The following is a 22,084-nucleotide window of genomic DNA, read 5'->3' on the forward strand; positions in this document are numbered from 1 at the left end:
GCGGGTCCTCGTGTCATGGGTCGGCGCACCGTTCGAGCGAAGCCAGCGCCGCGATCCGGTCATTGTGCGCCAAGGCGGCACGGACCCCGGACACCCCGCCGCCAACGACTACGATCGCGCCATGTATATCGGAGAACTCGCCCGACGCGCCGGCTGCTCGCCCAAGGCCGTCCGGCTGTATGAATCACGGGGCCTGCTCGGCGCCGTGGCACGGGCAGGCAGCTACCGCGTCTATGGCGAGCAGGACCTGGTGCTTGTGCAGCGCATCCGCCAGGCGCTTGGGCTGGGCTTTCGGCTGGACGAGCTGCACGGCCTGCACCGCATCCATGAGGCCACAAGCTGGGAAGCCCTGGCCCGGCTGCTGCGCGAGCGCAGCACCCAGGTTCAGGCAGAAATCCGGCGCCTTCAGGCACAGCAGTCCCAGTTGGCGGCGCTGGAGCGCGAACTGCTCGAATGCAGCCTGGAGACGGCAGGTACCCAGGGCGCCTGCGAACCCGCATTGGCCTGAGCACGCGGCCTGAGCCCGGGTGCTTGACCCTGCCCCAAGGGGCAAGGCGAACATGGGCGCCATGTCTCCAAGCACCTCCCGCCCTCCTGCCGATACGCATCCCCAGCGCATCCTGATCATCCTCGGCCACCCGTCGGCCAGCAGCCTGTGCGCAGGCCTGGCCGACGCCTACGCACAGGGCGCACGCGACAGCGGCGCCGAGGTACGCCTGCTGCGCCTGGGCGAACTGGACTTCGACCCGCTGCTGCGCGCCGGCTACCGCCAGGACCAGCCCCTGGAGCCTGACCTGCAGCGGGCCCAGGCCGACATCCTGTGGGCCAGCCACCTGGCCTGGGTCTATCCGACCTGGTGGGGCGGCCTGCCGGCCTTGCTCAAGGGCTTCATCGATCGCATCTTTCTGCCGGGCTTCGCCTTCAAGTACCGCAAGGGCTCGGTGCTGTGGGACCGGCTGCTGGCCGGCCGCACGGCCGACCTGCTGGTGAGCATGGATTCACCGCCCTGGTACTACCGCTGGGTGGCGCACATGCCGGGCCACCACCAGATGCGCCGCGCCATCCTGGAATTCAGCGGCATCCGGCCCGTGCGCATACACAGCTTCGGCCCCGTGCTCGGCGCCGAGGCCGCCCGTGTGCAGCAGTGGCTGGAGCAGGCGCAGGCAGCAGGCAAGCGCGCGGCGGCGCGCCGTCTCAAGGCTTCGGTTTGAGCAGGTCATCGATGGCCGCGCGCCCCACTGACGGATCGTCGGTGAAGATGCCATCGATGCCCGTGCGCAGGAAATCGTCCATGTCGGCGCGTGCATTGCCGCGCCGGGTGCCGTCCTGTGCGGGCGGCGATTTCAGGCTCAGGGGCAGGAAGGCGTTCTCGGGCCGCAGCGTCCAGGGATGGACCAGCAGCCCCGCACGGTGGGCATCGGCCACCAGCGCCGTGGGCGCCGCATTGGCGCCCTGCACCACGGGGATCACCATGCTCTTGCTCGGCCCGATGCCGTTGGCATAGCGCGCAATCTCGGCCAGGCCCGCAGGCGTGACCATGTCGGCATAGCCGGGGCCCGTGCCGCGTGCCACGCTGTCATAGGGCTTGCCCTTGGGCGCCAGCAACTGCACCAGGCGCAGGCTGCTGCGCGCACGGATCCAGCGCAGGTTCTCCACCTCGAAGGACTGCACGAACACCGGCGCCTGCGCATGGTTCCAGCCGTTGTCCGCAAGCAGCTTCAGCAGCGCGGGCTCCAGCGGCAGGCCGATGGACTGGAAGTAGCTCGGGTGCTTGGTCTCGGGATAGATGCCTATGGTGCGGTTCGTGCGCGCGCTCTCCGCCTTTGCCAGGTCGATGACCTCCTGCAGCGTGGGCACCTCGAAACGGTCATTGAACTGCACATTCGCCGGGCGGATCGCCGGGATGCGTTCACGCGCAAGCAGCGTCTTCAGCTCGGCCAGCGTGAAATCCTCCACGAACCAGCCCGTGATCGCCTGCCCGTCGATGGTTTTGGTGGTCTTGCGCGCCGCGAACTCGGGGCGGTCGGCCACATTGGTGGTGGCCTCCTTGAGGCTGCCGTCGGCCGCCAGGATGGCGATGGCGTTCTCATGCCGCGCCACCAGCACGCCATCACGCGTGATGACCAGGTCGGGCTCGATGAAGTCGGCGCCCGCGCGTATGGCCTCCCGGTAGGCCTCCAGCGTGTGCTCTGGCCGCAGTGCCGATGCGCCGCGGTGCGCGATCAGCGCGGGCCGGGGAGGCCAGTCCGCGGCCTGCGATGGGGAATTGGCGGCCTGCGGCGTGGCGCAGCCTGCCAGCAGCAGGCCGGCGGCCGCGCCGGCCAGGGCCAGCGCGCGGCGGCGTGGGAAGCGGTTCATGTCTGCCTTTCGGGTTCGCAATCCGTCGATTGTGCGCGCCACCCATGACACGGGCATGGACCGGACCGCCGCTCAGGCGTGCTCGAAATGGAAGACGGCCGTGCCCGCCATGAGATTGGGCAGGGTGCGCACGCTGCGGCCATCCTGCAGGCCGAAGGAGTCCAGGATGCGCAGCCGGTTGCGGGTGGCAAGCACCTCGAAGTCCTTGTAGGTGCCCACGCGGATATTGGGCGTGTCATACCACTGGTAGGGCAGGCGCCGCGTCACCGGCATGCGCCCGCGCAGCACGGACAGGCGGTTGGGCCAGTGCGCGAAGTTGGGGAAGGCGACGATGCCCGCGCGCCCTATGCGCGCCGTCTCCTGCAGCATGGTCTCGGCATTGCGCAGATGCTGCAGCGTATCGATCTGCAGCACCACGTCGAAGCTGTTGTCCTGGAAGATGGCCAGGCCGTCCTCCAGGTTCAGCTGCAGCACGTTCACGCCCCGGCGCACGCAGGCCAGCACATTGGCGTCGTCCAGCTCCACGCCGTAGCCGGTGCAGCCGCGCTCGCGCTGCAGGTGCGACAGCAGGGCACCATCGCCGCAGCCCAGGTCGAGCACGCGCGAGCCCTTGGGGATCAGGCGCGCAATCGCCTGCATGGTGTTCAGCTCGGTCATGCGGCCTCCTTGGCGGCTGTCTTGGTTTCCTGGGCGATGTTGTCAAAGTAGGAGCGCATCACCTTCATGTAGCGGGGGTCGTCGAGCAGGAAGGCGTCATGGCCGTGGGGCGCGTCGATCTCGGCGTAGCTGACGTCGCGGTTGTTCTCCAGCAGCGACTTGACCAGCTCGCGGCTGCGCGCGGGGGCAAAGCGCCAGTCGGTGGTGAAGCTCACCAGCAGGAAGCCGGCCTTGGCCACGGACAGCGCCCGGGTCAGGTCGCCGCCATGCGCGCGCGCCGGGTCGAAATAATCGAGCGCACGCGTGATCAGCAGGTAGGTGTTGGCGTCGAAGTAGCTGCTGAACTTCTCGCCCTGATAGCGCAGGTAGCTCTCGATCTGGAACTCCACGTCCTGCGTGCTGTACTTCAGGTCCAGCCCCTCCCTCAGCTGGCGGCCGAACTTCTGGTTCATCACGTCGTCGCTGAGGTAGGTGATGTGGCCGATCATGCGGGCGATGCGCAGGCCCCGCGCCGGCACCACGCCGTGCTCGTAGAAATGCCCGCCGTGGAAATCCGGGTCGGTGACGATGGCGCGGCGCGCCACCTCGTTGAAGGCGATGTTCTCGGCATTGAGGTTGGGCGCGCTGGCCACGACCACGGCGTGGCGCATGCGGTCAGGATGGCGCAGCGACCACGACAGCGCCTGCATGCCGCCCAGGCTGCCGCCCAGCACGGCGGCCAGCTGGCCAATGCCCAGCCGGTCCAGCAGCCGGGCCTGGGCGTCCACCCAGTCCTCCACCGTGACCACGGGGAAGTCGGCGCCATAGATCTTGCCGGTGTCGGGATGCGCGTGCATGGGGCCGGTCGAGCCAAAGCACGAGCCCAGGTTGTTCACGCCGATCACGAAGAACCGGTTCGTATCCACGGGCTTGCCCGGGCCGATCATGTTGTCCCACCAGCCCTCGCTCTTGGCCTGGCCCTCGTAGACGCCTGCCACATGGTGGGAGGCATTGAGCGCATGGCAGACCAGCACCGCGTTGCTGCGATCGGCATTGAGCTGCCCGTAGGTCTCGTAGGCGAGGTCGTAGTCCCGGATCGAGCCGCCGCCCTGCAGCGGCAGGGGCTCGTCGAAGTGCATGGTTTGTGGTGTGGCGATGAAGGACATGAAAAAACCCGGCATCGCTAAAAACGAGGCCGGGTTCTCTGGTGTCGTCTTTAGCAGGATTTATAAAGCGCCCGCAAGCAGAAGCAAATCGGCGCATGAAGACTCATTATGCCAAAACGCCCGTCCCCGGAAGGAACAGGGCCAGCACGCCCAACACCAGGAAGATCACGGCCGACACCACATGCACCAGGCGTATGGGCACGCGCTTGACCAGCTTGTCGCCCAGCCACACCACAGGCGCGTTGGCCAGCATCATGCCCAGCGTGGTGCCGGCCACCACCCACAGGTAGGCGTTGTACTTGGCCGCCAGCATCACGGTGGCAATCTGCGTCTTGTCGCCCATCTCGGCCAGGAAGAAGGCCACCAGCGTGGTGCCGAAGACGCCCCAGCGCGAATGCCCGGAGACCTCGTCCTCGTCGAGCTTGTCGGGGATCAGCATCCAGATCGCCATGGCGATGAAGGACAGGCCCAGGATCCAGCGCATGGCGTTCTCGCCCAGGTAGCTGGTGATCCAGGCACCCACGGCACCGGCCAGCGCATGGTTGACCAGCGTGGCCACGAAAATGCCCGCAACGATGGGCCAGGGTTTGCGAAAACGCGCGGCGAGCACCAGCGACAGCAGCTGGGTCTTATCCCCCATCTCGGCAAGTGCCACGACGGAGGTTGAAATCAGGAAGGCTTCCATGGTGTGGGGATTTATCCGGCCGGATAGAGCACGCATTGACCACGCTCCGACTCCGGCCTTTGGATCGGTGCGCGGTCAATGGTCTCGATCGGTCACACGCAGCATTGCACTGCGCGCCGCATACGCCATAGGCCAGCGAAGGCCCAAGTTTGTTGACGCATGCATCCGGCTACTGAGCCGAACGATCTACTCCCCAAAGACTGAGGCGGCGATCATAGCAGCACCCCGATCCGCATGCCGACCACCACTGCCGCCACGGCACTTGCTTATGCGCTGCCGCAATTTCAGGGTTACTCCCAGGGGCATTCTGTGGCGGGCACGACGAATTTTTGCGAAACAGTAATAACGTGCGAAAACTTCTGCCACATAATGGGCAGGCTTTCGTTCGGGCTTCGGCTCAATGAGGGCGAGTGCGTTTGCGTCTCTAACGTTGTCATCCCGTGTTGACTCCCTAGGGCTCCATCGCGTTTTCCAGTTTTTTCAGGAGTCCTCCATGGGCAACAAGCTTTACGTCGGCAACCTGCCGTACACCTTCCGTGACAGCGATCTGGAGCAAGCCTTCAGCGAATTCGGCGCCGTCAACAGCGCCAAAGTGATGATGGAGCGCGACACCGGCCGTTCCAAGGGTTTCGGCTTCGTCGAAATGGGCAGCGATGCCGAAGCACAAGCTGCTATCCAAGGCCTGCACGGCCAAAACCGCGGCGGCCGTGACCTGGTGGTCAACGAAGCCCGTCCGATGGAGCCCCGCGCTCCCCGTAGCGGCGGCTTCGGCGGCGGCTTTGGTGGTGGCGGCGGTGGCGGCGGCTTCGGCGGCGGCAACCGTGACGGCGGCTACGGCGGTGGCGGCGGCCGTCGCAACAGCTACTAAGCACTCGCTTAGAGCTTGCGATAGCAAAAAAATGGGGCCTTCGGGCCCCTTTTTTGTTGCCAAACGTTATCAGCTTGTGTTTTCGAGCATTTATCTTTTTGATTTTTGTGCTTCATAATTTGGTTTCGGGCAGACCCGTTCGAACGCTATGTGTTTAGGAAGGTTGGACAGGCTCTTGTATACAAAGAACCTGATGTCTGTGCGTCCTGAAGCCGAGCGCAAACCAGTGAGCATTGAGGAGTTGAGGAGTTTTTGATGGGCAATAAGCTTTACGTCGGCAACCTTCCCTATGGTGTGCGTGACAACGACTTGGAGCAGGCATTCAGCCAGTTCGGCGCTGTCACCAGCGCCCGGGTCATGATGGAACGCGACACAGGCCGCTCCAAGGGATTCGGGTTTGTCGAAATGGGCAGCGATGCCGAGGCACAGGCAGCCGTTCAAGGCATGAATGGCCAGCCATTGGGCGGGCGCAGCCTCGTGGTGAACGAAGCGCGCCCCATGGAGCCCCGTCCCCCGCGCTCGGGCGGCTTTGGTGGCGGCGGTGGCGGCTATGGCCGTGGTGATGGCGGCGGCGGTGGCTACGGTGGCGGTGGCCGCGGTGATGGCGGAGGCTACGGACGCAGCGATGGCGGCGGCGGTGGTGGCTATGGCCGTGGTGACGGCGGTGGAGGCGGCGGCTACGGCGGCCGTGGCGATGGTGGTTTCCGCAGCCCCTATGGCTCCGGCCCACGCAATGGCGGCCGTGGCGGCGGCTGGGGAAACAACAATAACAACGGAGAATGAGACCCCGGTCTCCATGTTCTCCCAAACAAGAAAAGGCTCCTTCAGGGAGCCTTTTTTGCGGGTGCAAGTTTATGCATGAACATATTCCCTGAGCACGACGAGCTTCAGGGATTTTTCGAATGACGATGTTTGCGCTTTCGTCCTACAAGCAGCCGATCAAACAAGGGGTTTGGCAGAATTTTCATCAAACGGCCAACCCACGCCATTTGCCAGGGGATGATGGCCAAGCTGCGCCCGGCATCAATGGAACGCCAGGCCCTTGCAGCAAACTCATGGGGTTGCAATAGGAATGGCATGCCATAGCGGTTACCGCGTGTGAGGGGTGTATCTACATAACCAGGAAGCAATGTAGTGACTTTTACGCCACTACTGCGCAATTCACCGCGAAGGCTTTCGCAATAGGCAATGACTGCAGCCTTGCTGGCGCAATAAGCACCATGTCCCGGCAGGCCGCGCAGCCCGGCCACGCTGGCGATACCGACCAACTGCCCGCTGCCACGCCGCACCATGGGCGCGATAAAGGGATGGAAACTGGCCGCCACGCCCATGGTGTTGACGGCCAGCACCTGCTGCATGGTGTCGATATCCTCGCGCATCGAGGTGTCCACACCCCAGCTGACGCCGGCATTGGCAATCACGACATCGGGCAGGCCCTGCTGCTGCTCACAGCGCCGGGCGGCAGCGATGATGCTGTCGGGCACGGCCACATCGGCCTCGTAGATGGCGAAGCGCGACGCCTCCAGGCCCTGCTGCGCAGCCCATTGCGCCATCACGTCGCCACGCCGCGCAACCAGTGCCAGCAACCAGCCTTGCTGGTAGGCATGCCAGGCCAGGGCCTGGCCTATGCCGCTGGATGCGCCGGTGATGAAGGCCAGGGGTGCCGGGCTGCGCGAGGATGTCGTCATGGCTTGTTCTCCATCGGCAGGCCTGCGCTTGCGCTGGCGCCTTACTTGGTCCTGGACGGCTGCAGGGTGCCGCGCACGCGGCCCTGCAGCTTCATCACCAGATCCAGGTTGCTGTACTGCATGCTGTCGGCCGTGAAACGGTCCTTGTCACGGGTCAGCACCACGGGCTGGTTGGAACTCACTCTTTCCTCGTTGGGCCAGGCGTGCAGGAATTCGCCCTGGAATTGCAACTGCGGCTGCGGTTGTTTACCTGCTGTCACAAATGGCTCGCGCGTGACGACGGCATTGCCAAACATCTGCACCTCGGAACCATCGGCATTGCTCAGCGCCCGCTTGGCGCTGCCGCGCGTGATGCGGCCTTCAGGCGAGACCGCGAACATGCGCACGTTGTCGATTTCGAGGGTGTCGGTATCCGGATAGTGGCGGCCCATGCTGCCCTCGATCTGGCTCTTGAGCCGCCCCGTGGCGTCGAAGCTCTTGATCGAGAAATCCTTCATGAAGTAGTCGGGCTCATGCGCCACGGCCTTTTCGGTGCCGCTGGCCACGGGCTGCGGTGCATTGCGCACCAGCCACCAGGTGCCCAGCGCCAGCAGGCCCATCAGCAGCACGGGCAGGTACAGGGAAAGCCGGTCACCGACGCGGCGCCAAGCCTGGATCATGATGCGTATTCCGCCAGCAGCCCGGCATAGGCGCCACGCGCGGCCAGCAGCAGGTCGCACAGCTGGCGCACCGCCCCTTCGCCACCGCTGCGCGGCGTGATCCAGTCGGCCACGGCCAGCACCTCGTCATGGGCGTTGGCCGGCGCGCAGGCAAAGGCGGAGCGCCGCATCACGGGCAGGTCCGGCCAGTCGTCGCCCATGGCTGCCGCCTGGTGCCACTGCAGGCCCAGCTCGCCCAGAATGGCCTCGGCGGCAGGCACCTTGTCTTCCGTGCCAAAGCGCGCATGCGTGACGCCCAGGTTGCCCAGCCGCAGGCGCAGGGCCGGCGAATCGCGGCCCGTCACCACGGCGGGCGTGATGCCGGCCTTTTGCAGCAGTTTCAGGCCATGGCCGTCCAGCGTGTTGAAGCGCTTGAGCACCTCGCCTTCGCCAGAGAACAGCAGGCCGCCATCGGTGAGCACGCCATCGACATCGAAGAAGGCCACCCGCACATCCTGTGCCAGCAGCAGCAGTTGTGCGTCCCAGTTCTGCACGGGCGTCAAAGGAGCGCGTGCCATCAGATCACCTTGGCGCGCATCAGGTCGCGGATATGGACCACGCCGCGCAGCTGGCGCTGCGCATCGGCCACCAGCACCGCGGTGATGCCGTGCTCCTCCATCATGCTGGCGGCGTCCACGGCCAGCGCGTCTTCGGCGATGGTGCGGGGCCCCTTGTGCATGACATCGCCGGCCTGCAGCGCGCGCAGGTCGGTGCCGGCCTCCACGCGGCGGCGCAGATCTCCGTCGGTGAAGATGCCCTGCAGCACGCCCGCCGCATCGACGATGGCCGAGCAGCCCAGGGCCTTGGCGCTCATCTCGCGCATCAGTTCGACAAAGCTGGCATCGGCCCCGACCTTCGGCAGCTCATTGCCGCTGCGCATGACATCACGCACATGGGTCAGCAGCTTGCGGCCCAGCGCACCGCCCGGATGGGAGCGCGCAAAGTCCTCGGCGCCAAAGCCGCGCGCATCGAGCAGGGCCACGGCCAGGGCGTCGCCCATGGCCATCTGCGCCGTGGTGCTGGCCGTGGGCGCAAGGTTAAGGGGGCAGGCCTCGCGCTCGACACGGGTGTCCAGCACCCAGTCGGCATGGCGGGCCAGCGTGGATTGCGCGCCGCCGGTCATGGCCACCAGCGCAATGCCCTGGCGCTTGATGGCCGGCAGCAGCGCAGCGAGCTCATCGGCCTCGCCGCTGTTGGACAGCGCCAGCACCAGGTCGATGCCGGTCACCATGCCCAGATCGCCATGGCTGGCCTCGGCCGGATGCACGAAGAACGCAGGCGTGCCCGTGGAAGCCAGGGTGGCGGCCACCTTGCGCCCGACATGGCCGCTCTTGCCCATGCCCATCACGACGACGCGGCCGGACAGCCGCAGGATGCGCTGCACCACTTCGCCGAACACGCCATCAAGGCGCTGCGACATGGCTTGAAGGGCATCGGCCTCGATGCCCAGGGTGTCGCGGGCCAGGCGCAGGGCACGGGGCGTGTCCAGCGCATCCAGGGTGGCAGCATCAGAATTCATCTGGATGATTTTAGGCGGTCTGGCCATCCGGCGGCGGCGGTCGCCATCGGGCGCCTGGGTACACTGGCCCGTCTTCTCCAGCCCCCGATCCAGCGCCATGCATACCACCACCAGCGTCAACGACTACCTGCGCACGCACATACGCACCGTTCCCGACTGGCCGGCGCCCGGCGTGCAGTTCCGCGACATCACGCCGCTGCTGCAGGACCCGCAGGTCTTTCGCGTGATGACCGACGCCTTCGTGCACCGTTACATGCAGCGCGGCATGCGCCCCGATGTGGTGGCCGGGCTCGATGCGCGTGGCTTCATTCTGGGCGCCGTGGTGGCCCACGAATTGGGCGTAGGATTTGTACCCATCCGCAAAAAAGGCAAGCTGCCCTTCACCACGGTGGAGGAAACCTATGAACTCGAATACGGCAGTGCCACCGTGGAGCTGCACACCGACGCCGTCAAGGCGGGCGACCGCGTGCTGCTGATCGACGACCTGATCGCCACCGGCGGCACCATGATGGCCGGCAAGCGGCTGCTGGAAAAACTCGGCGCCACCGTGATCGAGGGTGCGGCCATCGTGGACCTTCCCGAACTGGGCGGCTCCACCTTGCTGCGCGATAGTGGACTGCCGCTGTTCACGCTGGTGGATTTCGCCGGCCACTGAGCCAGGCCGCAGCCCGGTCAGCGCAGTTCGCCGTACTGGGTGACGCCCAGGTCCAGGTGGTCCAGCGTGCTGTGGGGAAAGTCCGCACCGCGATCGCCTGCGCCCGGCCCGAGCAAGGGGCCCGAGCGGCGCACACCAGCGGGAGCCGCTGCAGCAGAGCCTGCAGAACCCGCTCCCCGCCCGGCTGCGGGCATGGCTGCCACAGCGAGCTTGAAGGCCGCCATTTCCTGATCGTCTATGGGTTCGAAGGGCGCCATGTCCTGCCTGCGGCGCTGGGGCGCTGCCGCCTCCATCGCGGCCGCCAACGGGACGGCCATGGGCGGGGCAGGACGCGGGGCGCGCGTCGCCGCGGAATGCACCTGGGCCTGGGCCTGGGCTGCAGCGTTCTGGTCGCTGACCCGCCAGTACACGGCCGTCACGACCGCACCCATGCGGGCCTTGGCCGCCTGGGCCAGCATGGCCTCGATCTCGCTGAGCCGCGCGGTTTCGCTGGCATAGGCCCGCGCCAGGTCCATCATCACCACGAAGCGCTGGCCCACGTTGTCCAGCGAGAGCACCTTGAACTTGTAGCTGGCCGACAACACACCGGCACGCACCATGACATCGCGCACCACACCGTAGAGCTGCTCACGGCGCTCGGAACGCTCGCTGCGGCGCCCGCCGGGCCCTGCATCACGACGCGCCACGGCACTGGCCTGGCCATCGTCTCCGGGCGAACCACGGCCCTGCTCCGGCACAGGCTTGCGGGAAAACCAGTTGAACACAGACATGGGGGCTCTCATTGTCACGAATAGTCACAAACTCGCGGCATTGTGCCTGCAACTTTGCGACATTTCGAGCACGGGCGCAGCAAAACCGCTGTATCAATTTGTCGCAGCGCAAAGGCCGGCCTGTCACCGCCCCGCGCCCGCAGAGCGCCCCGCCCCAGGTGCTGCCCGGGAGCCTTTCAGGTACTGGCCACCCGGCGGCGGCTGTCCACCGCACGGCGGGCAAGCACCTGGCCAGCCGCCATGACCAGGGCCAGCGCCACACCGGGCTGGCGATTGCTGAGTTCGGCGAAGCGCATGGCCGTCAGGCACCACAGCCGGCCCGGCGCAGCCGCCTGCACGGTGGCATGGCGCGCACGGTGGGCGAAGAAGGCGCCCTCACCCAGGATGGAACCCGGGCCGACGATGGCCAGGCGGATGCGCTCCTTCGCATCCTGGTAGTGCACGCTGAGGCTGCCGGACTCCACGAAGTACAGATTGCGGTCCAGCGAACCTTCGGCAAACAGCAGCTCGCCCGCCGCCAGCGTGACCGGCACCAGGTAGGGCGCCAGCAGATCCCATTGCTCCAAGGTCAGCGCGTTCTGCACACCATCGACAGCCACGGCCGACGACATGGCCTGGGCCAGTGGCCGCAAATCATTGTGGGAGGAAGAAGACATGGCGGATCCGGTTCGAAGTGGGCCGCGCACCTGCGCCAGGGCTGCGCCCGGCGGCAGGCAGCGACGAGGGCCGCTGCGGCACGCCGCATGCTAAGCGACGGCAGCGGGCACGCCAATGCCGACAAGCGGGTTTTCGACGGCAAATTTTGTAGCAAAAGATAAGTATTGCAGCAACTCTGCTGGCTGTGCGAATGGGTCGAGGCCATCCGCCAGCCCGGTCACTTGCCGATGCAGAAGCTGGAAAAGATCACGCCCAGCAGATCGTCGGAGCTGAATTCCCCGGTGATGGAGTTCAGCGAGACCTGGGCCAGGCGCAGTTCCTCGGCCAGCAAGTCCAGGTGGGCGGCCTGGGCCGCCAGCTGCAGCTCGGCCTCCTGCAGGTGGGCGGCCACGGCCTGCAGTGCCTCCACATGGCGCGCGCGCGCCAGGTACAGGCCTTCTGGGGCCGACTGCCAGCCGGCCACGTCCAGCAGGCGCCGGCGCAGGGCATCCAGGCCGTCGCCCGTGCGTGCCGACAGTGCCACGCTGCCTTCACGGCCGCCATGCGCCTGCATCTGGGCGGGTTCCGCGCGATCGGTCTTGTTCCAGACGTCGATGACGGGCACCTGGCGCGGCAGCTTCTGGGCCAGGGTTTCGGCAATGGCGGCATCGGCCGCCAGGTAGTCGTGCTCGCCCATGCGTGTGAGGTCGTGCAGGAAGAGCACGGCATCGGCCGCGGCGATCTCGTCCCAGGCGCGCGCGATGCCGATGCGCTCGACCTCGTCGCTGCTCTCGCGCAGGCCTGCCGTGTCGATCACATGCAGGGGCACGCCCTCGATCTGGATGGTCTGCTGCACCTTGTCGCGCGTGGTGCCGGCAATCGGGGTGACGATGGCCAGCTCCGCACCGGCCAGCGCGTTGAGCAGCGAGCTCTTGCCCGCGTTGGGCTGGCCCGCGATCACGACCTTGATGCCTTCGCGCAACAGCGCACCCTGGTGGGCGCGCGACAGCACCTGGTCCAGCTTGCCGCGCAGCCGCGCGAGCTGGCCGCTGGCATCGGCCTTTTGCAGGAAGTCGATCTCTTCCTCGGGAAAGTCCAGCGTGGCCTCGACCAGCATGCGCAGGTGCACCAGCGCATCGCGCAGGCCATGGATTTCCTCGGAAAAAGCGCCCGACAGCGAACGGCTCGCACTGCGCGCGGCGGCCTCGGTGCTGGCGTCGATCAGGTCGGCAATGGCCTCGGCCTGGGCCAGGTCGATCTTGTCGTTGAGAAAGGCGCGCTCGGTGAATTCACCGGGCTGGGCCAGGCGCAGGCCCGGCAGCACGCTGCGATGGTCTTCGCCAGAGGCTTGTGCAGCCTCCAGGCAGCGCGCCAGCAGTAGTTGCAGAACGACGGGGCCGCCGTGGGCCTGCAACTCCAGCACATCCTCGCCGGTATAGCTGTGCGGCGCCGGGAAGAACAGGGCCAGGCCGTGGTCGATGGGGCCGCCCTGGGCATCGCGAAACGGCAGATAGGTGGCCTCGCGCGGCTTGAGGTCGCGCCCGCACAGCGCCCGCACCAGCGGCGCCACGCCCTTGCCGGACACACGCACGATGCCCACGGCACCCCGCCCCGGGGCGGTGGCGATGGCGGCGATGGGGTCGTTGTGGCGGGGCAGCATGGATAGAGCTTTCTTGGGAGGGATTTCAGGCCGCCGATGATAGGCCGCCCATGAAAAAGCCCGCCGAAGCGGGCTTTGGAGCAAGGGCCTTCGCAGGCTTACTTGGCCGGCGTGGACTTGCCGAATTTGGGCAGGTTGAACTGCGGCGGCACGCCCATGCGGGTGTTGATGATCCACTGCTGGGCAATGGACAGGATGTTGTTCGTCAGCCAGTACAGCACCAGGCCGGCCGGGAAGAAGAAGAACATCACGCTGAAGACCAGGGGCATGATCCACATCATCTTGGCCTGCATCGGATCCGGCGGAGCGGGGTTCAGCGCGGTCTGCAGCAGCGAGGACAGGGTCATCAGCACGGGCAGGATGAACAGAGGATCCTTGGCCGACAGGTCGGTGATCCAGCCGATCCAGGGCGCGTTGCGGATTTCCACGCTGGACAGCAGCACCCAGTACAGCGCGATGAATACCGGGATCTGGATGATGATGGGCAGGCAGCCGCCCATGGGGTTGACCTTTTCCTCGCGGTAGATGCGCATCATCTCCTGCTGCATCTGCTGGGGCTTGTCCTTGAGGCGCTCACGCATTTCCATGATGCGCGGGTTGATGGCCTTCATCTTGGCCATCGAGGAGTAGGCCTTGGCATTGAGCCAGTAGAAGGCGATCTTCAGCAGCAGCACCAGGGCCACGATGGACCAGCCCCAGTTGCCCAGGAAGCCGTGCAGCTTGTCCAGCAGCCAGTACAGCGGCTTGGCCAGGATGGTCAGCCAGCCATAGTCCTTGACCAGCTCCAGCCCGGGCGCCAGCGATTCCAGGCGCTTTTCGATCTGGGGACCGGCGAACAGGCGCGCTTCCACGCTCTTGCTCTGGCCAGGCTCGATGGTGCCCACCGGCGTGATCATGCCGACGGCGTAGAGGTTGTTGTCCACCTTGCGCAGGAAGTTGTCGCGCTGGATGCCTTCGGCCAGCAGCCAGGCGCTGGCGAAGTAATGCTGGACCATGGCCACGTAGCCGCCCGTGGACGACTTCTCGACGCTGGCCTTGCCGCTCTCGATGTCCTTGAACTCGACCTTCTGGTACTTCTTCTCGTCGGTGTAGACGGCCGGGCCCGTGAAGGTGGAGTACATGGTGGACTGTTCGCCTTCGGGCTTGTTGCCGTCGCGCACCAGTTGCAGGTACAGCTGCGGGCTCACGGCCGCCGTGCCGGTGTTCACCACTTCATGGCGCACGCCGATGTCATAGGCGCCGCGCTTGAGCGTCCAGATCTTGACCAGCCTCACGCCACCCATGTCGGGCGACTCGAAGCGCAGTTCCATCTGGTCCTCGCCGTCCTTGAGCTCGCGCGCGCCGGGCAGCGCGGTCATGGTCGTCTTGTGCGTGGGGAAACCGCCGCCGATCAGGCCCGACTGGCCCAGGTACACGCGGTGCACGCTCTCGTCGAACAGCACCACGGGCTTGTCCTTGTGCACGGAATCCGCGTACTTGAGCAGCTCGGCATGGCGCAGCGTGCCGCCCTGGCTGTCGAAGGTCAGGCGCAGCACGTCGGTGCTGATGGTGACGTTCTGGCGCGGGGCTACCTCGGGCGCGGCGGCAGCGCCGCCAGGCACTTCGCCGGCACCGGCCGTTGCCGCAGCAGCCGCCGAGGGCACGCTGGCATCGCCGGGCGCCTTGCCCGTTTCAGGTGCCGGGGCCGTGGCGACGGCAGGCGCGGGGAAAAAAGTGGCCTTCTTGCCGCTGTGCACTTGCCATTTGTCCCATAGCAAGACCAGCGAAAAGCCAAATATCACCCACAGGATGGTGCGGCGAATATCGTTCATGAAGACTTCTTAGGTGAGGAAGGTTGGGTGTTTTCGGGCGCAGCCGTCAGGCTGGTGAACAGCCTGGGCTTTTGCTCTGGCACAGGGTCATGCCCCCCGTCACACCACGGATGACAGCGCGCCAGGCGGCGCAGCGTCAGGTAGGAGCCTACCGCAGCGCCGTGTTGCTCCAACGCTTCAAGGGAATAGGCCGAGCAGGTGGGCGTGAAGCGGCAGGCCGAGCCCAGCCAGGGACTGAGCATCAGCCGATAGCCGCGCACCAGCGCCATCAGCAGCCGCTGCATCATGGCGCAACCCCGATGCTCTCGCCAGCGGCTGCGGCGCGTTCCTGTGCGGGCTGCGGCAGCTCGGGCGCAGGCTGCGACAGGCGTTTCGCCGCATAGGCGAACAACTGCTGCAGCTCGGCGCGCACGGCCTGCCGGAGCACATCAGAAGTGGCGCTCACGAACTGGCGCCGGTCAAAGCCCGAGCGCAGCCGCACCACATGGGCGCCTTGGAGCATCAGGGTCTCATGCTCGCTGCCCACGGCATAGATCTGCCGCTTGATGGTGTGTCGCGTCACCGAACGGCGCGCCCAGCGCTTGGGCACCATGGCGCCCAGCCAGGCATCCTGGCGCACGGCGCCAACGCCGAACAGGGCCTGCGGGTCTTGCGACCCGGGCCCTGTCGGTGGCGCCATGGCACCGCCCTGCTCCGTCAGAACGAGACGGTGCAGGGCGAAATGCGCGGTACGCGATACCGTACCGGCAGCCATGGCGGCCTGAAACTGCGGACGTGTTTTCAGCCGTTGCATGCCAGCACCCCGTTCAGGGGTTCAGTGCAGCGAGCAAACCGCCCAGCAATGGCTGGCCTTAGACGGCCAGACGCTTGCGGCCCTTGGCGCGGCGAGCGTTGATCACGGCGCGGCCGCCCTTGGTCTTCATGCGGACCAGAAAGCCGTGGGTGCGGGCGCGACGGGTCTTGGAGGGTTGGTAAGTACGTTTCATGTTGGTTCCTAGAGAAGGTTCAGTTTTGCACCGGTCCCGTATCCGGCACGCTACACGCAGTGCAGCCAGCAGCCGCCACAAAGGCAAACCGCCAGGCCACCTGCCAAAAATCTGCACGATGCACTTGCCATGTGCGGCCCAAGGAGCAACCCCGAGAGGTTTCGCCCAAGGCCGCCAGCGGCAGCATGCAGACCCGATGCAGACGGGCGGGACATATCACCCTGAACACATTCAGGGAAACCCGCGATTATCACAGCGTTGTCCACTTGATGCAATGCCCTTCGAACCCGAAGGATGCCTGCCCATTTTGCGACAAGGCGGAGGACAAGCTCCTGATATTTTGTGGATAACTTCCGCAAAAGCTACAATGGCAGCCTCGCAACAGTTCCTCCTATCCACAACTAGACTTCGACAATGACAGAGGAACCTACGAACGATGCAGGCCAGGGCCTGTGGCAAGTCTGCGTTGAGCAACTGGGGCAGGAAATGCCCGAACAGCAGTTCAACACCTGGATCAAGCCCCTGACCGCGCACGTCGCCGAAGACTTCTCCAAAGTCACCGTCTACGTGGCCAACCGCTTCAAGCTCGACTGGATCCGCGCCCAATATGCAGGCCGCATCTCGGCCATGCTGGAGTCGCTCTATGGCCAGCCGGTGACGCTTGAGTTGGCACTTGCTCAGCGGGAAAGCGTTGTGCGGACTTACGTCCGCCCCTCCTCCAGCGAGCGCTCGGCCCCGCCGGAAACCATTGTCACCTCGGTGCCCACGGTCACCAGCGAAGACGCGGCAGCGCCCGTCTTTCGCACGCGCCTGAACGCCGCGCTGACCTTCGAGACCCTGGTGGAAGGTACGGCCAACCGCATGGCACGCTCGGCCGCCATGCATGTGGCGGGCTCGCCCGGACACCTGTACAACCCGCTGTTCATCTACGGCGGCGTGGGCCTGGGCAAGACCCACCTGGTGCATGCCGTGGGCAACAAGCTGCTGGCCGACAAGCCCGACGCCAAAGTTCTCTACATCCACGCCGAGCAGTTCGTCTCGGATGTGGTCAAGGCCTACCAGCGCCGCACCTTTGACGAATTCAAGGAGCGTTACCACTCGCTGGATCTGCTGCTGATCGACGACGTGCAGTTCTTCGCCAACAAGGACCGCACGCAGGAGGAGTTCTTCAACGCCTTCGAGGCGCTGCTGGCCAAGAAGAGCCACATCGTGATGACCTCGGACACCTATCCCAAGGGTCTGGCGAACATCCACGAGCGGCTGGTATCGCGCTTCGACTCCGGGCTGACGGTGGCCATCGAGCCGCCCGAGCTGGAGATGCGCGTGGCCATCCTGATCAACAAGGCCCGCGCCGAGAACGCCGAGATGCCCGAGGAAGTCGCCTTCTTCGTGGCCAAGAACGTGCGCTCCAACGTGCGCGAGCTCGAAGGCGCGCTGCGCAAGATCCTGGCCTATTCGCGCTTCAACCAGAAGGAAGTCTCCATCCAGCTGGCCCGCGAGGCCCTGCGCGATCTGCTGTCCATCCAGAACCGCCAGATCAGTGTGGAGAACATCCAGAAGACGGTGGCCGATTACTACAAGATCAAGGTGGCCGACATGTACAGCAAGAAGCGCCCGGCCAGCATCGCCCGGCCGCGCCAGATTGCCATGTACCTGGCCAAGGAATTGACCCAGAAGAGCCTGCCCGAGATCGGCGAGCTGTTCGGCGGGCGCGACCACACCACCGTGCTGCACGCGGTGCGCAAGATCGCCGGCGAACGCCAGCAACTGACCGAGCTGAACCAGCAGCTGCACGTGCTGGAGCAAACTCTCAAAGGTTGATGAAAACTCCCCCATTCTGGTCGTATGTACGCGGCAAAATGGGGGATTCGAGCGGCAAGAGGGGGCTCATTTGTGAGCCGCCGCTCCTACCGAGACCCGCATCCTTAAATCAGAGGTTGACATGATCGTCCTGAAAGCCACACAAGACAAAGTTCTCGCGGTCCTGCAATCGGTGTCCGGCATCGTCGAACGCCGCCACACGTTGCCCATCCTGGCCAACGTGCTGATCAAGAAGACCGGCAACGCATTGCAGCTGACCACCAGCGACCTGGAAATCCAGATCCGCACCACCGCCGAGCTCGGCGGCGACACCGGCGACTTCACCACCACCGTGGGCGCGCGCAAGCTGATCGACATCCTCAAGACCATGCCCGGCGACCAGACCGTGAGCCTGGAGACCCAGCAGGCCAAGATGGTGCTCAAGGGCGGCAAGAGCCGCTTCACGCTGCAGACCCTGCCGGCCGAGGACTTCCCGCTGGTGCAGGAGGCTGCGGCCTTCGGTCCTTCCTTCAGCGTGCCGCAGAAGGTGCTCAAGGACCTGCTGGGCCAGGTCTCCTTCGCCATGGCCGTGCAGGACATCCGCTACTACCTCAACGGCATCCTGTTCGTGGCCGAGGGCAAGCAGCTGTCCCTGGTGGCCACCGACGGCCACCGCCTGGCGTTCGCAAGCAGCCAGCTGGACGTGGAAGTGCCCAAGCAGGAAGTGATCCTGCCGCGCAAGACCGTGCTGGAGCTGCAGCGCCTGCTGTCGGATGCCGGCGGCGAGAACCAGCCCCACATCGAGATGCAGTTCGCCAACAACCAGGCCAAGTTCACCTTCGGCGGCATGGAGTTCGTGACCAAGCTGGTCGAGGGCAAGTTCCCCGACTACAACCGTGTCATCCCGCGCAACCACACCAACAGCGTGACCCTGGGCCGCGCCCCGCTGCTGGCCAGCCTGCAGCGCACGGCCATCATGACCAGCGACAAGTTCAAGGGCGTGCGCCTGACGGTGGAGCCCGGCACCTTGCGCGTGGCGTCCAACAACGCCGAGCAGGAAGAGGCCATGGACGAGCTGGACATCGACTACGGTGGCGACACCATCGAGATCGGCTTCAACGTCACCTACCTGATCGACGCCCTGTCCAACATGAGCCAGGACATGATCAGGATCGACCTGCAGGACGGCAACAGCTCGGCCCTGCTGACCATCCCCGAGAACGACAGCTTCAAGTACGTCGTGATGCCCATGCGCATCTGACCGCGCGCCACACGACACCGATGCCTGACACATTGCGCAGCCCCTGCACCCGCCGCCCGGTGGCACAAGCCGGTGCAAGGCGCGCAACCACCCTACCCGACTCGTAGCCCGCAGCGCGCGTCCCTACGCACCGCGCCAGCGGCCGAATCGAACATTTTCAAGCGAAGCGACAGCTTCCGACGGAACTACCCCAGGGCCTTCCATGACCGACGAGAACAAGCCAGAAAACCAGACCATTGCCCCCGAAGGCTCAGACTCCAGCGGCTATGGCGAAGGTGCGATCCAGATCCTCGAAGGCCTGGAGGCCGTGCGCAAGCGCCCCGGCATGTACATCGGCGATACCTCCGATGGCACGGGCCTGCACCACCTGGTCTTCGAAGTGGTGGACAACTCCATCGACGAAGCCCTGGCCGGCTACTGCGACGACATCCTGGTCACCATCCATGCCGATGGCTCCCTGTCCGTCATCGACAACGGCCGCGGCATCCCCACGCGCGTGAAGATGGACGACAAGCACGAGCCCAAGCGCTCGGCGGCCGAGATCGCCCTCACCGAACTGCACGCGGGCGGCAAGTTCAACCAGAACAGCTACAAGGTCTCGGGCGGCCTGCACGGCGTGGGCGTGTCCTGCGTGAACGCGCTGTCCATCTGGCTCAAGCTCAACGTGCGCCGCGATGGCGAGGTCTACGAAATCGACTTCTCGCGCGGCCACGTGCAGAACCGCCCGATCGAGATCGTGGACGGCGTCGAGGTCTCTCCCATGCGCGTGGTCGGCAAGAGCGACAAGCGCGGCACCAAGGTCCACTTCCTGCCCGACACGGAAATCTTCACGCAGAACCATGAGTTCCGCTACGAGATCCTGGCCAAGCGCCTGCGCGAACTGTCCTTCCTGAACAACGGCGTGCGCATCCGCCTCAAGGACGAGCGCGACGGCCGCGAAGACGACTTCTCCGGCGCCGGCGGCGTCATGGGCTTCGTGCAGTTCATCAACGCCAACAAGAAGGTGCTGCATCCCACGGCCTTCCACGCCAACGGCACGCGCCCTGCGGAAAGCTACGGCGGCATCCCCGGCACCGAGATCGGCGTCGAAGTCGCCATGCAGTGGAACGACAGCTATGCCGAACAGGTGCTGTGCTTCACCAACAACATCCCGCAACGCGACGGCGGCACCCACCTGACGGGCCTGCGCGCCGCCATGACGCGCGTGATCGGCAAGTACATCGAGCAGAACGAACTGGCCAAGAAGGCCAAGGTCGAGGTCAGCGGCGACGACATGCGCGAAGGCCTGTGCTGCGTGCTGTCCGTCAAGGTGCCCGAACCCAAGTTCAGCAGCCAGACCAAGGACAAGCTGGTCTCCAGCGAAGTGCGCGCGCCCGTGGAGGACATCGTCGCCAAGGCGCTGACCGACTACCTGGAAGAAAAGCCCAACGACGCCAAGATCCTGTGCAGCAAGATCGTCGATGCCGCGCGTGCCCGCGAGGCCGCGCGCAAGGCCCGCGAGATGACGCGCCGCAAGGGCGTGCTCGACGGCATGGGCCTGCCCGGCAAGCTGGCCGACTGCCAGGAAAAGGACCCGGCGCTGTGCGAGATCTACATCGTCGAGGGTGACTCCGCCGGCGGCTCCGCCAAGCAAGGTCGCGACCGCAAGTTCCAGGCCATCCTGCCGCTGCGCGGCAAGATCCTGAACGTGGAAAAGGCCCGCTACGAAAAGCTGCTGACCAGCAACGAAATCGTCACCCTGATCACGGCCCTGGGCACCGGCATCGGCAAGGCCACGGCCGAATCGGGCAAGAGCGGCAGCGACGACTTCGACCCCAACAAGCTGCGCTACCACCGCATCATCATCATGACCGACGCGGACGTGGACGGCGCCCACATCCGCACCCTGCTGCTGACCTTCTTCTACCGCCAGATGCCGGACCTGGTCGAGCGCGGCCACATCTACATCGCCCAGCCGCCGCTGTACAAGGTCAAGAACGGCAAGGAAGAGCTGTACATCAAGGACGGCCCCGCGCTCAACCAGTACCTGCTGCGCATCGCGCTGATGAACGCCAGCGTCAGCACCGGCGGTGCCAACCCGCGCACGCTGGACGGCGAGGAACTGGCCAAGCTGGCCAACATGCACCTGGCTGCCGAGACCGTCATCGACCGTCTGTCCAACTTCATGGATGCCGAGGCCCTGCGCGCCATCGCCGACGGCGTGCAGATCACGCTGGACAGCATCGAGGCGGCCCAGGCCTGCGCCCCCATCCTGGAGGCCAAGCTGCGCGAGTTGACCACCACGGGCGTGCCCGCCGAGGTCACGGCCGAAATCGACCCGGTCTCCGAAAAGCCCGTGCTGCGCATCAGCCGCCACCACCACGGCAACATCAAGAGTTCCATACTCACCCAGGAGTTCGTGCGCAGCCACGACTACGCCGCGCTGGCCGACGAAGCCCAGAACTTCAACGGCCTGCTGGGCGAAGGCGCCAAGGTCACGCGTGGCGAGGGCGAAAAGGCCAAGAGCGACAAGGCCGGCGACTTCCGCCAGGCCATGCAATGGCTGCTGCACGAAGCCGAACGCACCACGGCCCGCCAGCGCTACAAGGGCCTGGGCGAAATGAACCCCGAGCAGCTGTGGGAAACCACCATGGACCCCACCGTCCGCAGCCTGCTGCAGGTGCAGATCGGCGACGCCATCGAGGCCGACCGCGTGTTCACCATGCTCATGGGCGATGAAGTGGAGCCACGCCGGGAATTCATTGAGACGAATGCGCTGCGAGCGGGCAATATCGACGTCTGATGCCCTTCAAACTTGAAGGTTCTAGTTGGTATTTTTTTGACCTGAAAGCGCTTGGCAGCACCGCAATGCTAGTCAGATACACCAAGCAATTCTGATAAAAGCAAA

General features: G+C 65.6%; 23 protein-coding genes. 8 read left to right on the forward strand and 15 right to left on the reverse strand.

Features of this window, described 5'->3' with window-relative positions:
- Nucleotides 1-10 precede the first annotated feature (10 nt).
- Complete coding sequence (locus IB269_RS24025) at nucleotides 11-508, forward strand: MerR family transcriptional regulator (RefSeq protein ID WP_235264161.1); 498 nt, start codon at nucleotides 11-13, stop codon at nucleotides 506-508.
- A 52-nt stretch (nucleotides 509-560) separates the two neighbouring features.
- Nucleotides 561-1,211: an NAD(P)H-dependent oxidoreductase gene (locus tag IB269_RS24030; protein WP_192368510.1), complete on the forward strand. Its 651-nt coding sequence runs from the start codon at nucleotides 561-563 to the stop codon at nucleotides 1,209-1,211.
- Here IB269_RS24030 and IB269_RS24035 read toward each other — a convergent pair.
- The 4 genes from IB269_RS24035 to IB269_RS24050 all read right to left on the reverse strand — a co-directional run bounded on the left by IB269_RS24035 (nucleotide 1,195) and on the right by IB269_RS24050 (nucleotide 4,845).
- On the reverse strand, nucleotides 1,195-2,358 hold the full coding sequence (locus tag IB269_RS24035) for a glycerophosphodiester phosphodiesterase (RefSeq protein WP_192368511.1): 1,164 nt from the start codon (nucleotides 2,356-2,358) through the stop codon (nucleotides 1,195-1,197). The two genes, IB269_RS24030 and IB269_RS24035, sit on opposite strands and share 17 nt — an antisense overlap.
- 72 nt (nucleotides 2,359-2,430) lie before the next feature.
- Entirely contained in the window at nucleotides 2,431-3,015 is a 585-nt protein-coding gene (gene metW / locus IB269_RS24040; protein WP_012207840.1) for a methionine biosynthesis protein MetW, read from the reverse strand.
- On the reverse strand, nucleotides 3,012-4,160 hold the full coding sequence (gene metX, locus IB269_RS24045; RefSeq protein ID WP_192368512.1) for a homoserine O-succinyltransferase MetX: 1,149 nt from the start codon (nucleotides 4,158-4,160) through the stop codon (nucleotides 3,012-3,014). Before metX ends, metW begins: the two co-directional genes overlap by 4 nt.
- Before the next feature lie 106 nt (nucleotides 4,161-4,266).
- On the reverse strand, nucleotides 4,267-4,845 hold the full coding sequence (locus IB269_RS24050; protein ID WP_034397481.1) for a TMEM165/GDT1 family protein: 579 nt from the start codon (nucleotides 4,843-4,845) through the stop codon (nucleotides 4,267-4,269).
- A gap of 493 nt (nucleotides 4,846-5,338) precedes the next feature.
- On the opposite strand from IB269_RS24050, the gene IB269_RS24055 reads away from it, so the two are divergent.
- The gene (locus tag IB269_RS24055) at nucleotides 5,339-5,713 is read left to right on the forward strand and encodes an RNA recognition motif domain-containing protein (RefSeq protein ID WP_012207843.1); all 375 of its coding nucleotides are present in this window, start codon (nucleotides 5,339-5,341) and stop codon (nucleotides 5,711-5,713) included.
- Between the two features lie 255 nt (nucleotides 5,714-5,968).
- Nucleotides 5,969-6,496 carry an RNA recognition motif domain-containing protein gene (locus IB269_RS24060; protein ID WP_097204884.1) on the forward strand — a complete coding sequence of 176 codons (528 nt, stop codon included), beginning with the start codon at nucleotides 5,969-5,971 and terminating at the stop codon, nucleotides 6,494-6,496.
- Between the two features lie 104 nt (nucleotides 6,497-6,600).
- Here the strand turns inward: IB269_RS24060 and IB269_RS24065 are convergent, their stop codons facing one another.
- From IB269_RS24065 to IB269_RS24080, 4 genes are read right to left on the reverse strand one after another with little or no spacing between them, the layout of a single operon-like run.
- Nucleotides 6,601-7,401, reverse strand: coding sequence for an SDR family oxidoreductase (locus IB269_RS24065; protein WP_192368513.1), 801 nt, complete (start codon nucleotides 7,399-7,401; stop codon nucleotides 6,601-6,603).
- Between the two features lie 41 nt (nucleotides 7,402-7,442).
- Nucleotides 7,443-8,060, reverse strand: a complete 618-nt coding sequence (lptC, locus tag IB269_RS24070; RefSeq protein ID WP_013804806.1) for an LPS export ABC transporter periplasmic protein LptC — start codon at nucleotides 8,058-8,060, stop codon at nucleotides 7,443-7,445.
- Entirely contained in the window at nucleotides 8,057-8,617 is a 561-nt protein-coding gene (locus IB269_RS24075) for a KdsC family phosphatase (RefSeq protein WP_065344996.1), read from the reverse strand. The genes lptC and IB269_RS24075 overlap by 4 nt, the downstream gene beginning before the upstream one ends.
- Nucleotides 8,617-9,618 carry a KpsF/GutQ family sugar-phosphate isomerase gene (locus IB269_RS24080; RefSeq protein WP_192368514.1) on the reverse strand — a complete coding sequence of 334 codons (1,002 nt, stop codon included), beginning with the start codon at nucleotides 9,616-9,618 and terminating at the stop codon, nucleotides 8,617-8,619. The genes IB269_RS24075 and IB269_RS24080 overlap by 1 nt, the downstream gene beginning before the upstream one ends.
- A gap of 97 nt (nucleotides 9,619-9,715) precedes the next feature.
- Between IB269_RS24080 and IB269_RS24085 the strand changes: the two genes are divergently transcribed.
- The gene (locus tag IB269_RS24085; RefSeq protein WP_192368515.1) at nucleotides 9,716-10,273 is read left to right on the forward strand and encodes an adenine phosphoribosyltransferase; all 558 of its coding nucleotides are present in this window, start codon (nucleotides 9,716-9,718) and stop codon (nucleotides 10,271-10,273) included.
- A gap of 17 nt (nucleotides 10,274-10,290) precedes the next feature.
- Here IB269_RS24085 and IB269_RS24090 read toward each other — a convergent pair whose 3' ends face one another.
- From IB269_RS24090 to rpmH, 7 genes are all read right to left on the reverse strand, one after another.
- On the reverse strand, nucleotides 10,291-11,043 hold the full coding sequence (locus IB269_RS24090) for a hypothetical protein (protein WP_065344995.1): 753 nt from the start codon (nucleotides 11,041-11,043) through the stop codon (nucleotides 10,291-10,293).
- A gap of 176 nt (nucleotides 11,044-11,219) precedes the next feature.
- Entirely contained in the window at nucleotides 11,220-11,699 is a 480-nt protein-coding gene (locus tag IB269_RS24095) for a Crp/Fnr family transcriptional regulator (RefSeq protein WP_012207851.1), read from the reverse strand.
- 218 nt (nucleotides 11,700-11,917) lie between these two features.
- Nucleotides 11,918-13,339: a tRNA uridine-5-carboxymethylaminomethyl(34) synthesis GTPase MnmE gene (mnmE, locus tag IB269_RS24100; protein WP_071953974.1), complete on the reverse strand. Its 1,422-nt coding sequence runs from the start codon at nucleotides 13,337-13,339 to the stop codon at nucleotides 11,918-11,920.
- A gap of 98 nt (nucleotides 13,340-13,437) precedes the next feature.
- A complete protein-coding gene (yidC, locus tag IB269_RS24105; protein ID WP_192368516.1) occupies nucleotides 13,438-15,150 on the reverse strand; it encodes a membrane protein insertase YidC in 1,713 nt (570 codons plus the stop codon).
- A complete protein-coding gene (yidD, locus tag IB269_RS24110) occupies nucleotides 15,147-15,437 on the reverse strand; it encodes a membrane protein insertion efficiency factor YidD (protein ID WP_012207854.1) in 291 nt (96 codons plus the stop codon). The genes yidC and yidD overlap by 4 nt, the downstream gene beginning before the upstream one ends.
- Complete coding sequence (locus IB269_RS24115) at nucleotides 15,434-15,943, reverse strand: ribonuclease P protein component (RefSeq protein ID WP_012207855.1); 510 nt, start codon at nucleotides 15,941-15,943, stop codon at nucleotides 15,434-15,436. The genes yidD and IB269_RS24115 overlap by 4 nt, the downstream gene beginning before the upstream one ends.
- 58 nt (nucleotides 15,944-16,001) lie before the next feature.
- Nucleotides 16,002-16,136, reverse strand: coding sequence for a 50S ribosomal protein L34 (rpmH, locus tag IB269_RS24120; RefSeq protein ID WP_012207856.1), 135 nt, complete (start codon nucleotides 16,134-16,136; stop codon nucleotides 16,002-16,004).
- Nucleotides 16,137-16,550: 414 nt separating this feature from the next.
- On the opposite strand from rpmH, the gene dnaA reads away from it, so the two are divergent.
- From dnaA to gyrB, 3 genes are all read left to right on the forward strand, one after another.
- Complete coding sequence (dnaA, locus tag IB269_RS24125) at nucleotides 16,551-17,957, forward strand: chromosomal replication initiator protein DnaA (RefSeq protein ID WP_012201941.1); 1,407 nt, start codon at nucleotides 16,551-16,553, stop codon at nucleotides 17,955-17,957.
- Nucleotides 17,958-18,078: 121 nt separating this feature from the next.
- Nucleotides 18,079-19,197, forward strand: a complete 1,119-nt coding sequence (dnaN, locus tag IB269_RS24130) for a DNA polymerase III subunit beta (RefSeq protein ID WP_012201942.1) — start codon at nucleotides 18,079-18,081, stop codon at nucleotides 19,195-19,197.
- 202 nt (nucleotides 19,198-19,399) lie between these two features.
- On the forward strand, nucleotides 19,400-21,979 hold the full coding sequence (gene gyrB, locus IB269_RS24135; protein WP_012201943.1) for a DNA topoisomerase (ATP-hydrolyzing) subunit B: 2,580 nt from the start codon (nucleotides 19,400-19,402) through the stop codon (nucleotides 21,977-21,979).
- The last annotated feature ends 105 nt before the right edge of the window (nucleotides 21,980-22,084 follow it).

This window comes from Delftia sp. DLF01 (assembly GCF_014852125.1).
In the GTDB taxonomy this organism is placed as follows: Bacteria; Pseudomonadota; Gammaproteobacteria; order Burkholderiales; family Burkholderiaceae_C; genus Comamonas; species Comamonas acidovorans.

What these genes read in the sequence shown, in the direction of transcription:
- IB269_RS24085 (WP_192368515.1), top strand. Translation starts at nt 9,716, where the DNA reads ATGCATACCACCACCAGCGTCAACGACTACCTGCGCACGCACATACGC.
- IB269_RS24115 (WP_012207855.1), bottom strand. Translation starts at nt 15,943, where the DNA reads ATGCAACGGCTGAAAACACGTCCGCAGTTTCAGGCCGCCATGGCTGCC.
- IB269_RS24055 (WP_012207843.1), top strand. Translation starts at nt 5,339, where the DNA reads ATGGGCAACAAGCTTTACGTCGGCAACCTGCCGTACACCTTCCGTGAC.
- gyrB (WP_012201943.1), top strand. Translation starts at nt 19,400, where the DNA reads ATGACCGACGAGAACAAGCCAGAAAACCAGACCATTGCCCCCGAAGGC.
- dnaN (WP_012201942.1), top strand. Translation starts at nt 18,079, where the DNA reads ATGATCGTCCTGAAAGCCACACAAGACAAAGTTCTCGCGGTCCTGCAA.
- dnaA (WP_012201941.1), top strand. Translation starts at nt 16,551, where the DNA reads ATGACAGAGGAACCTACGAACGATGCAGGCCAGGGCCTGTGGCAAGTC.
- IB269_RS24050 (WP_034397481.1), bottom strand. Translation starts at nt 4,845, where the DNA reads ATGGAAGCCTTCCTGATTTCAACCTCCGTCGTGGCACTTGCCGAGATG.
- metW (WP_012207840.1), bottom strand. Translation starts at nt 3,015, where the DNA reads ATGACCGAGCTGAACACCATGCAGGCGATTGCGCGCCTGATCCCCAAG.
- lptC (WP_013804806.1), bottom strand. Translation starts at nt 8,060, where the DNA reads ATGATCCAGGCTTGGCGCCGCGTCGGTGACCGGCTTTCCCTGTACCTG.
- IB269_RS24075 (WP_065344996.1), bottom strand. Translation starts at nt 8,617, where the DNA reads ATGGCACGCGCTCCTTTGACGCCCGTGCAGAACTGGGACGCACAACTG.
- IB269_RS24080 (WP_192368514.1), bottom strand. Translation starts at nt 9,618, where the DNA reads ATGAATTCTGATGCTGCCACCCTGGATGCGCTGGACACGCCCCGTGCC.
- IB269_RS24035 (WP_192368511.1), bottom strand. Translation starts at nt 2,358, where the DNA reads ATGAACCGCTTCCCACGCCGCCGCGCGCTGGCCCTGGCCGGCGCGGCC.
- IB269_RS24090 (WP_065344995.1), bottom strand. Translation starts at nt 11,043, where the DNA reads ATGTCTGTGTTCAACTGGTTTTCCCGCAAGCCTGTGCCGGAGCAGGGC.
- mnmE (WP_071953974.1), bottom strand. Translation starts at nt 13,339, where the DNA reads ATGCTGCCCCGCCACAACGACCCCATCGCCGCCATCGCCACCGCCCCG.
- IB269_RS24065 (WP_192368513.1), bottom strand. Translation starts at nt 7,401, where the DNA reads ATGACGACATCCTCGCGCAGCCCGGCACCCCTGGCCTTCATCACCGGC.
- metX (WP_192368512.1), bottom strand. Translation starts at nt 4,160, where the DNA reads ATGTCCTTCATCGCCACACCACAAACCATGCACTTCGACGAGCCCCTG.
- IB269_RS24030 (WP_192368510.1), top strand. Translation starts at nt 561, where the DNA reads ATGGGCGCCATGTCTCCAAGCACCTCCCGCCCTCCTGCCGATACGCAT.
- IB269_RS24095 (WP_012207851.1), bottom strand. Translation starts at nt 11,699, where the DNA reads ATGTCTTCTTCCTCCCACAATGATTTGCGGCCACTGGCCCAGGCCATG.
- IB269_RS24060 (WP_097204884.1), top strand. Translation starts at nt 5,969, where the DNA reads ATGGGCAATAAGCTTTACGTCGGCAACCTTCCCTATGGTGTGCGTGAC.
- rpmH (WP_012207856.1), bottom strand. Translation starts at nt 16,136, where the DNA reads ATGAAACGTACTTACCAACCCTCCAAGACCCGTCGCGCCCGCACCCAC.
- yidD (WP_012207854.1), bottom strand. Translation starts at nt 15,437, where the DNA reads ATGATGCAGCGGCTGCTGATGGCGCTGGTGCGCGGCTATCGGCTGATG.
- yidC (WP_192368516.1), bottom strand. Translation starts at nt 15,150, where the DNA reads ATGAACGATATTCGCCGCACCATCCTGTGGGTGATATTTGGCTTTTCG.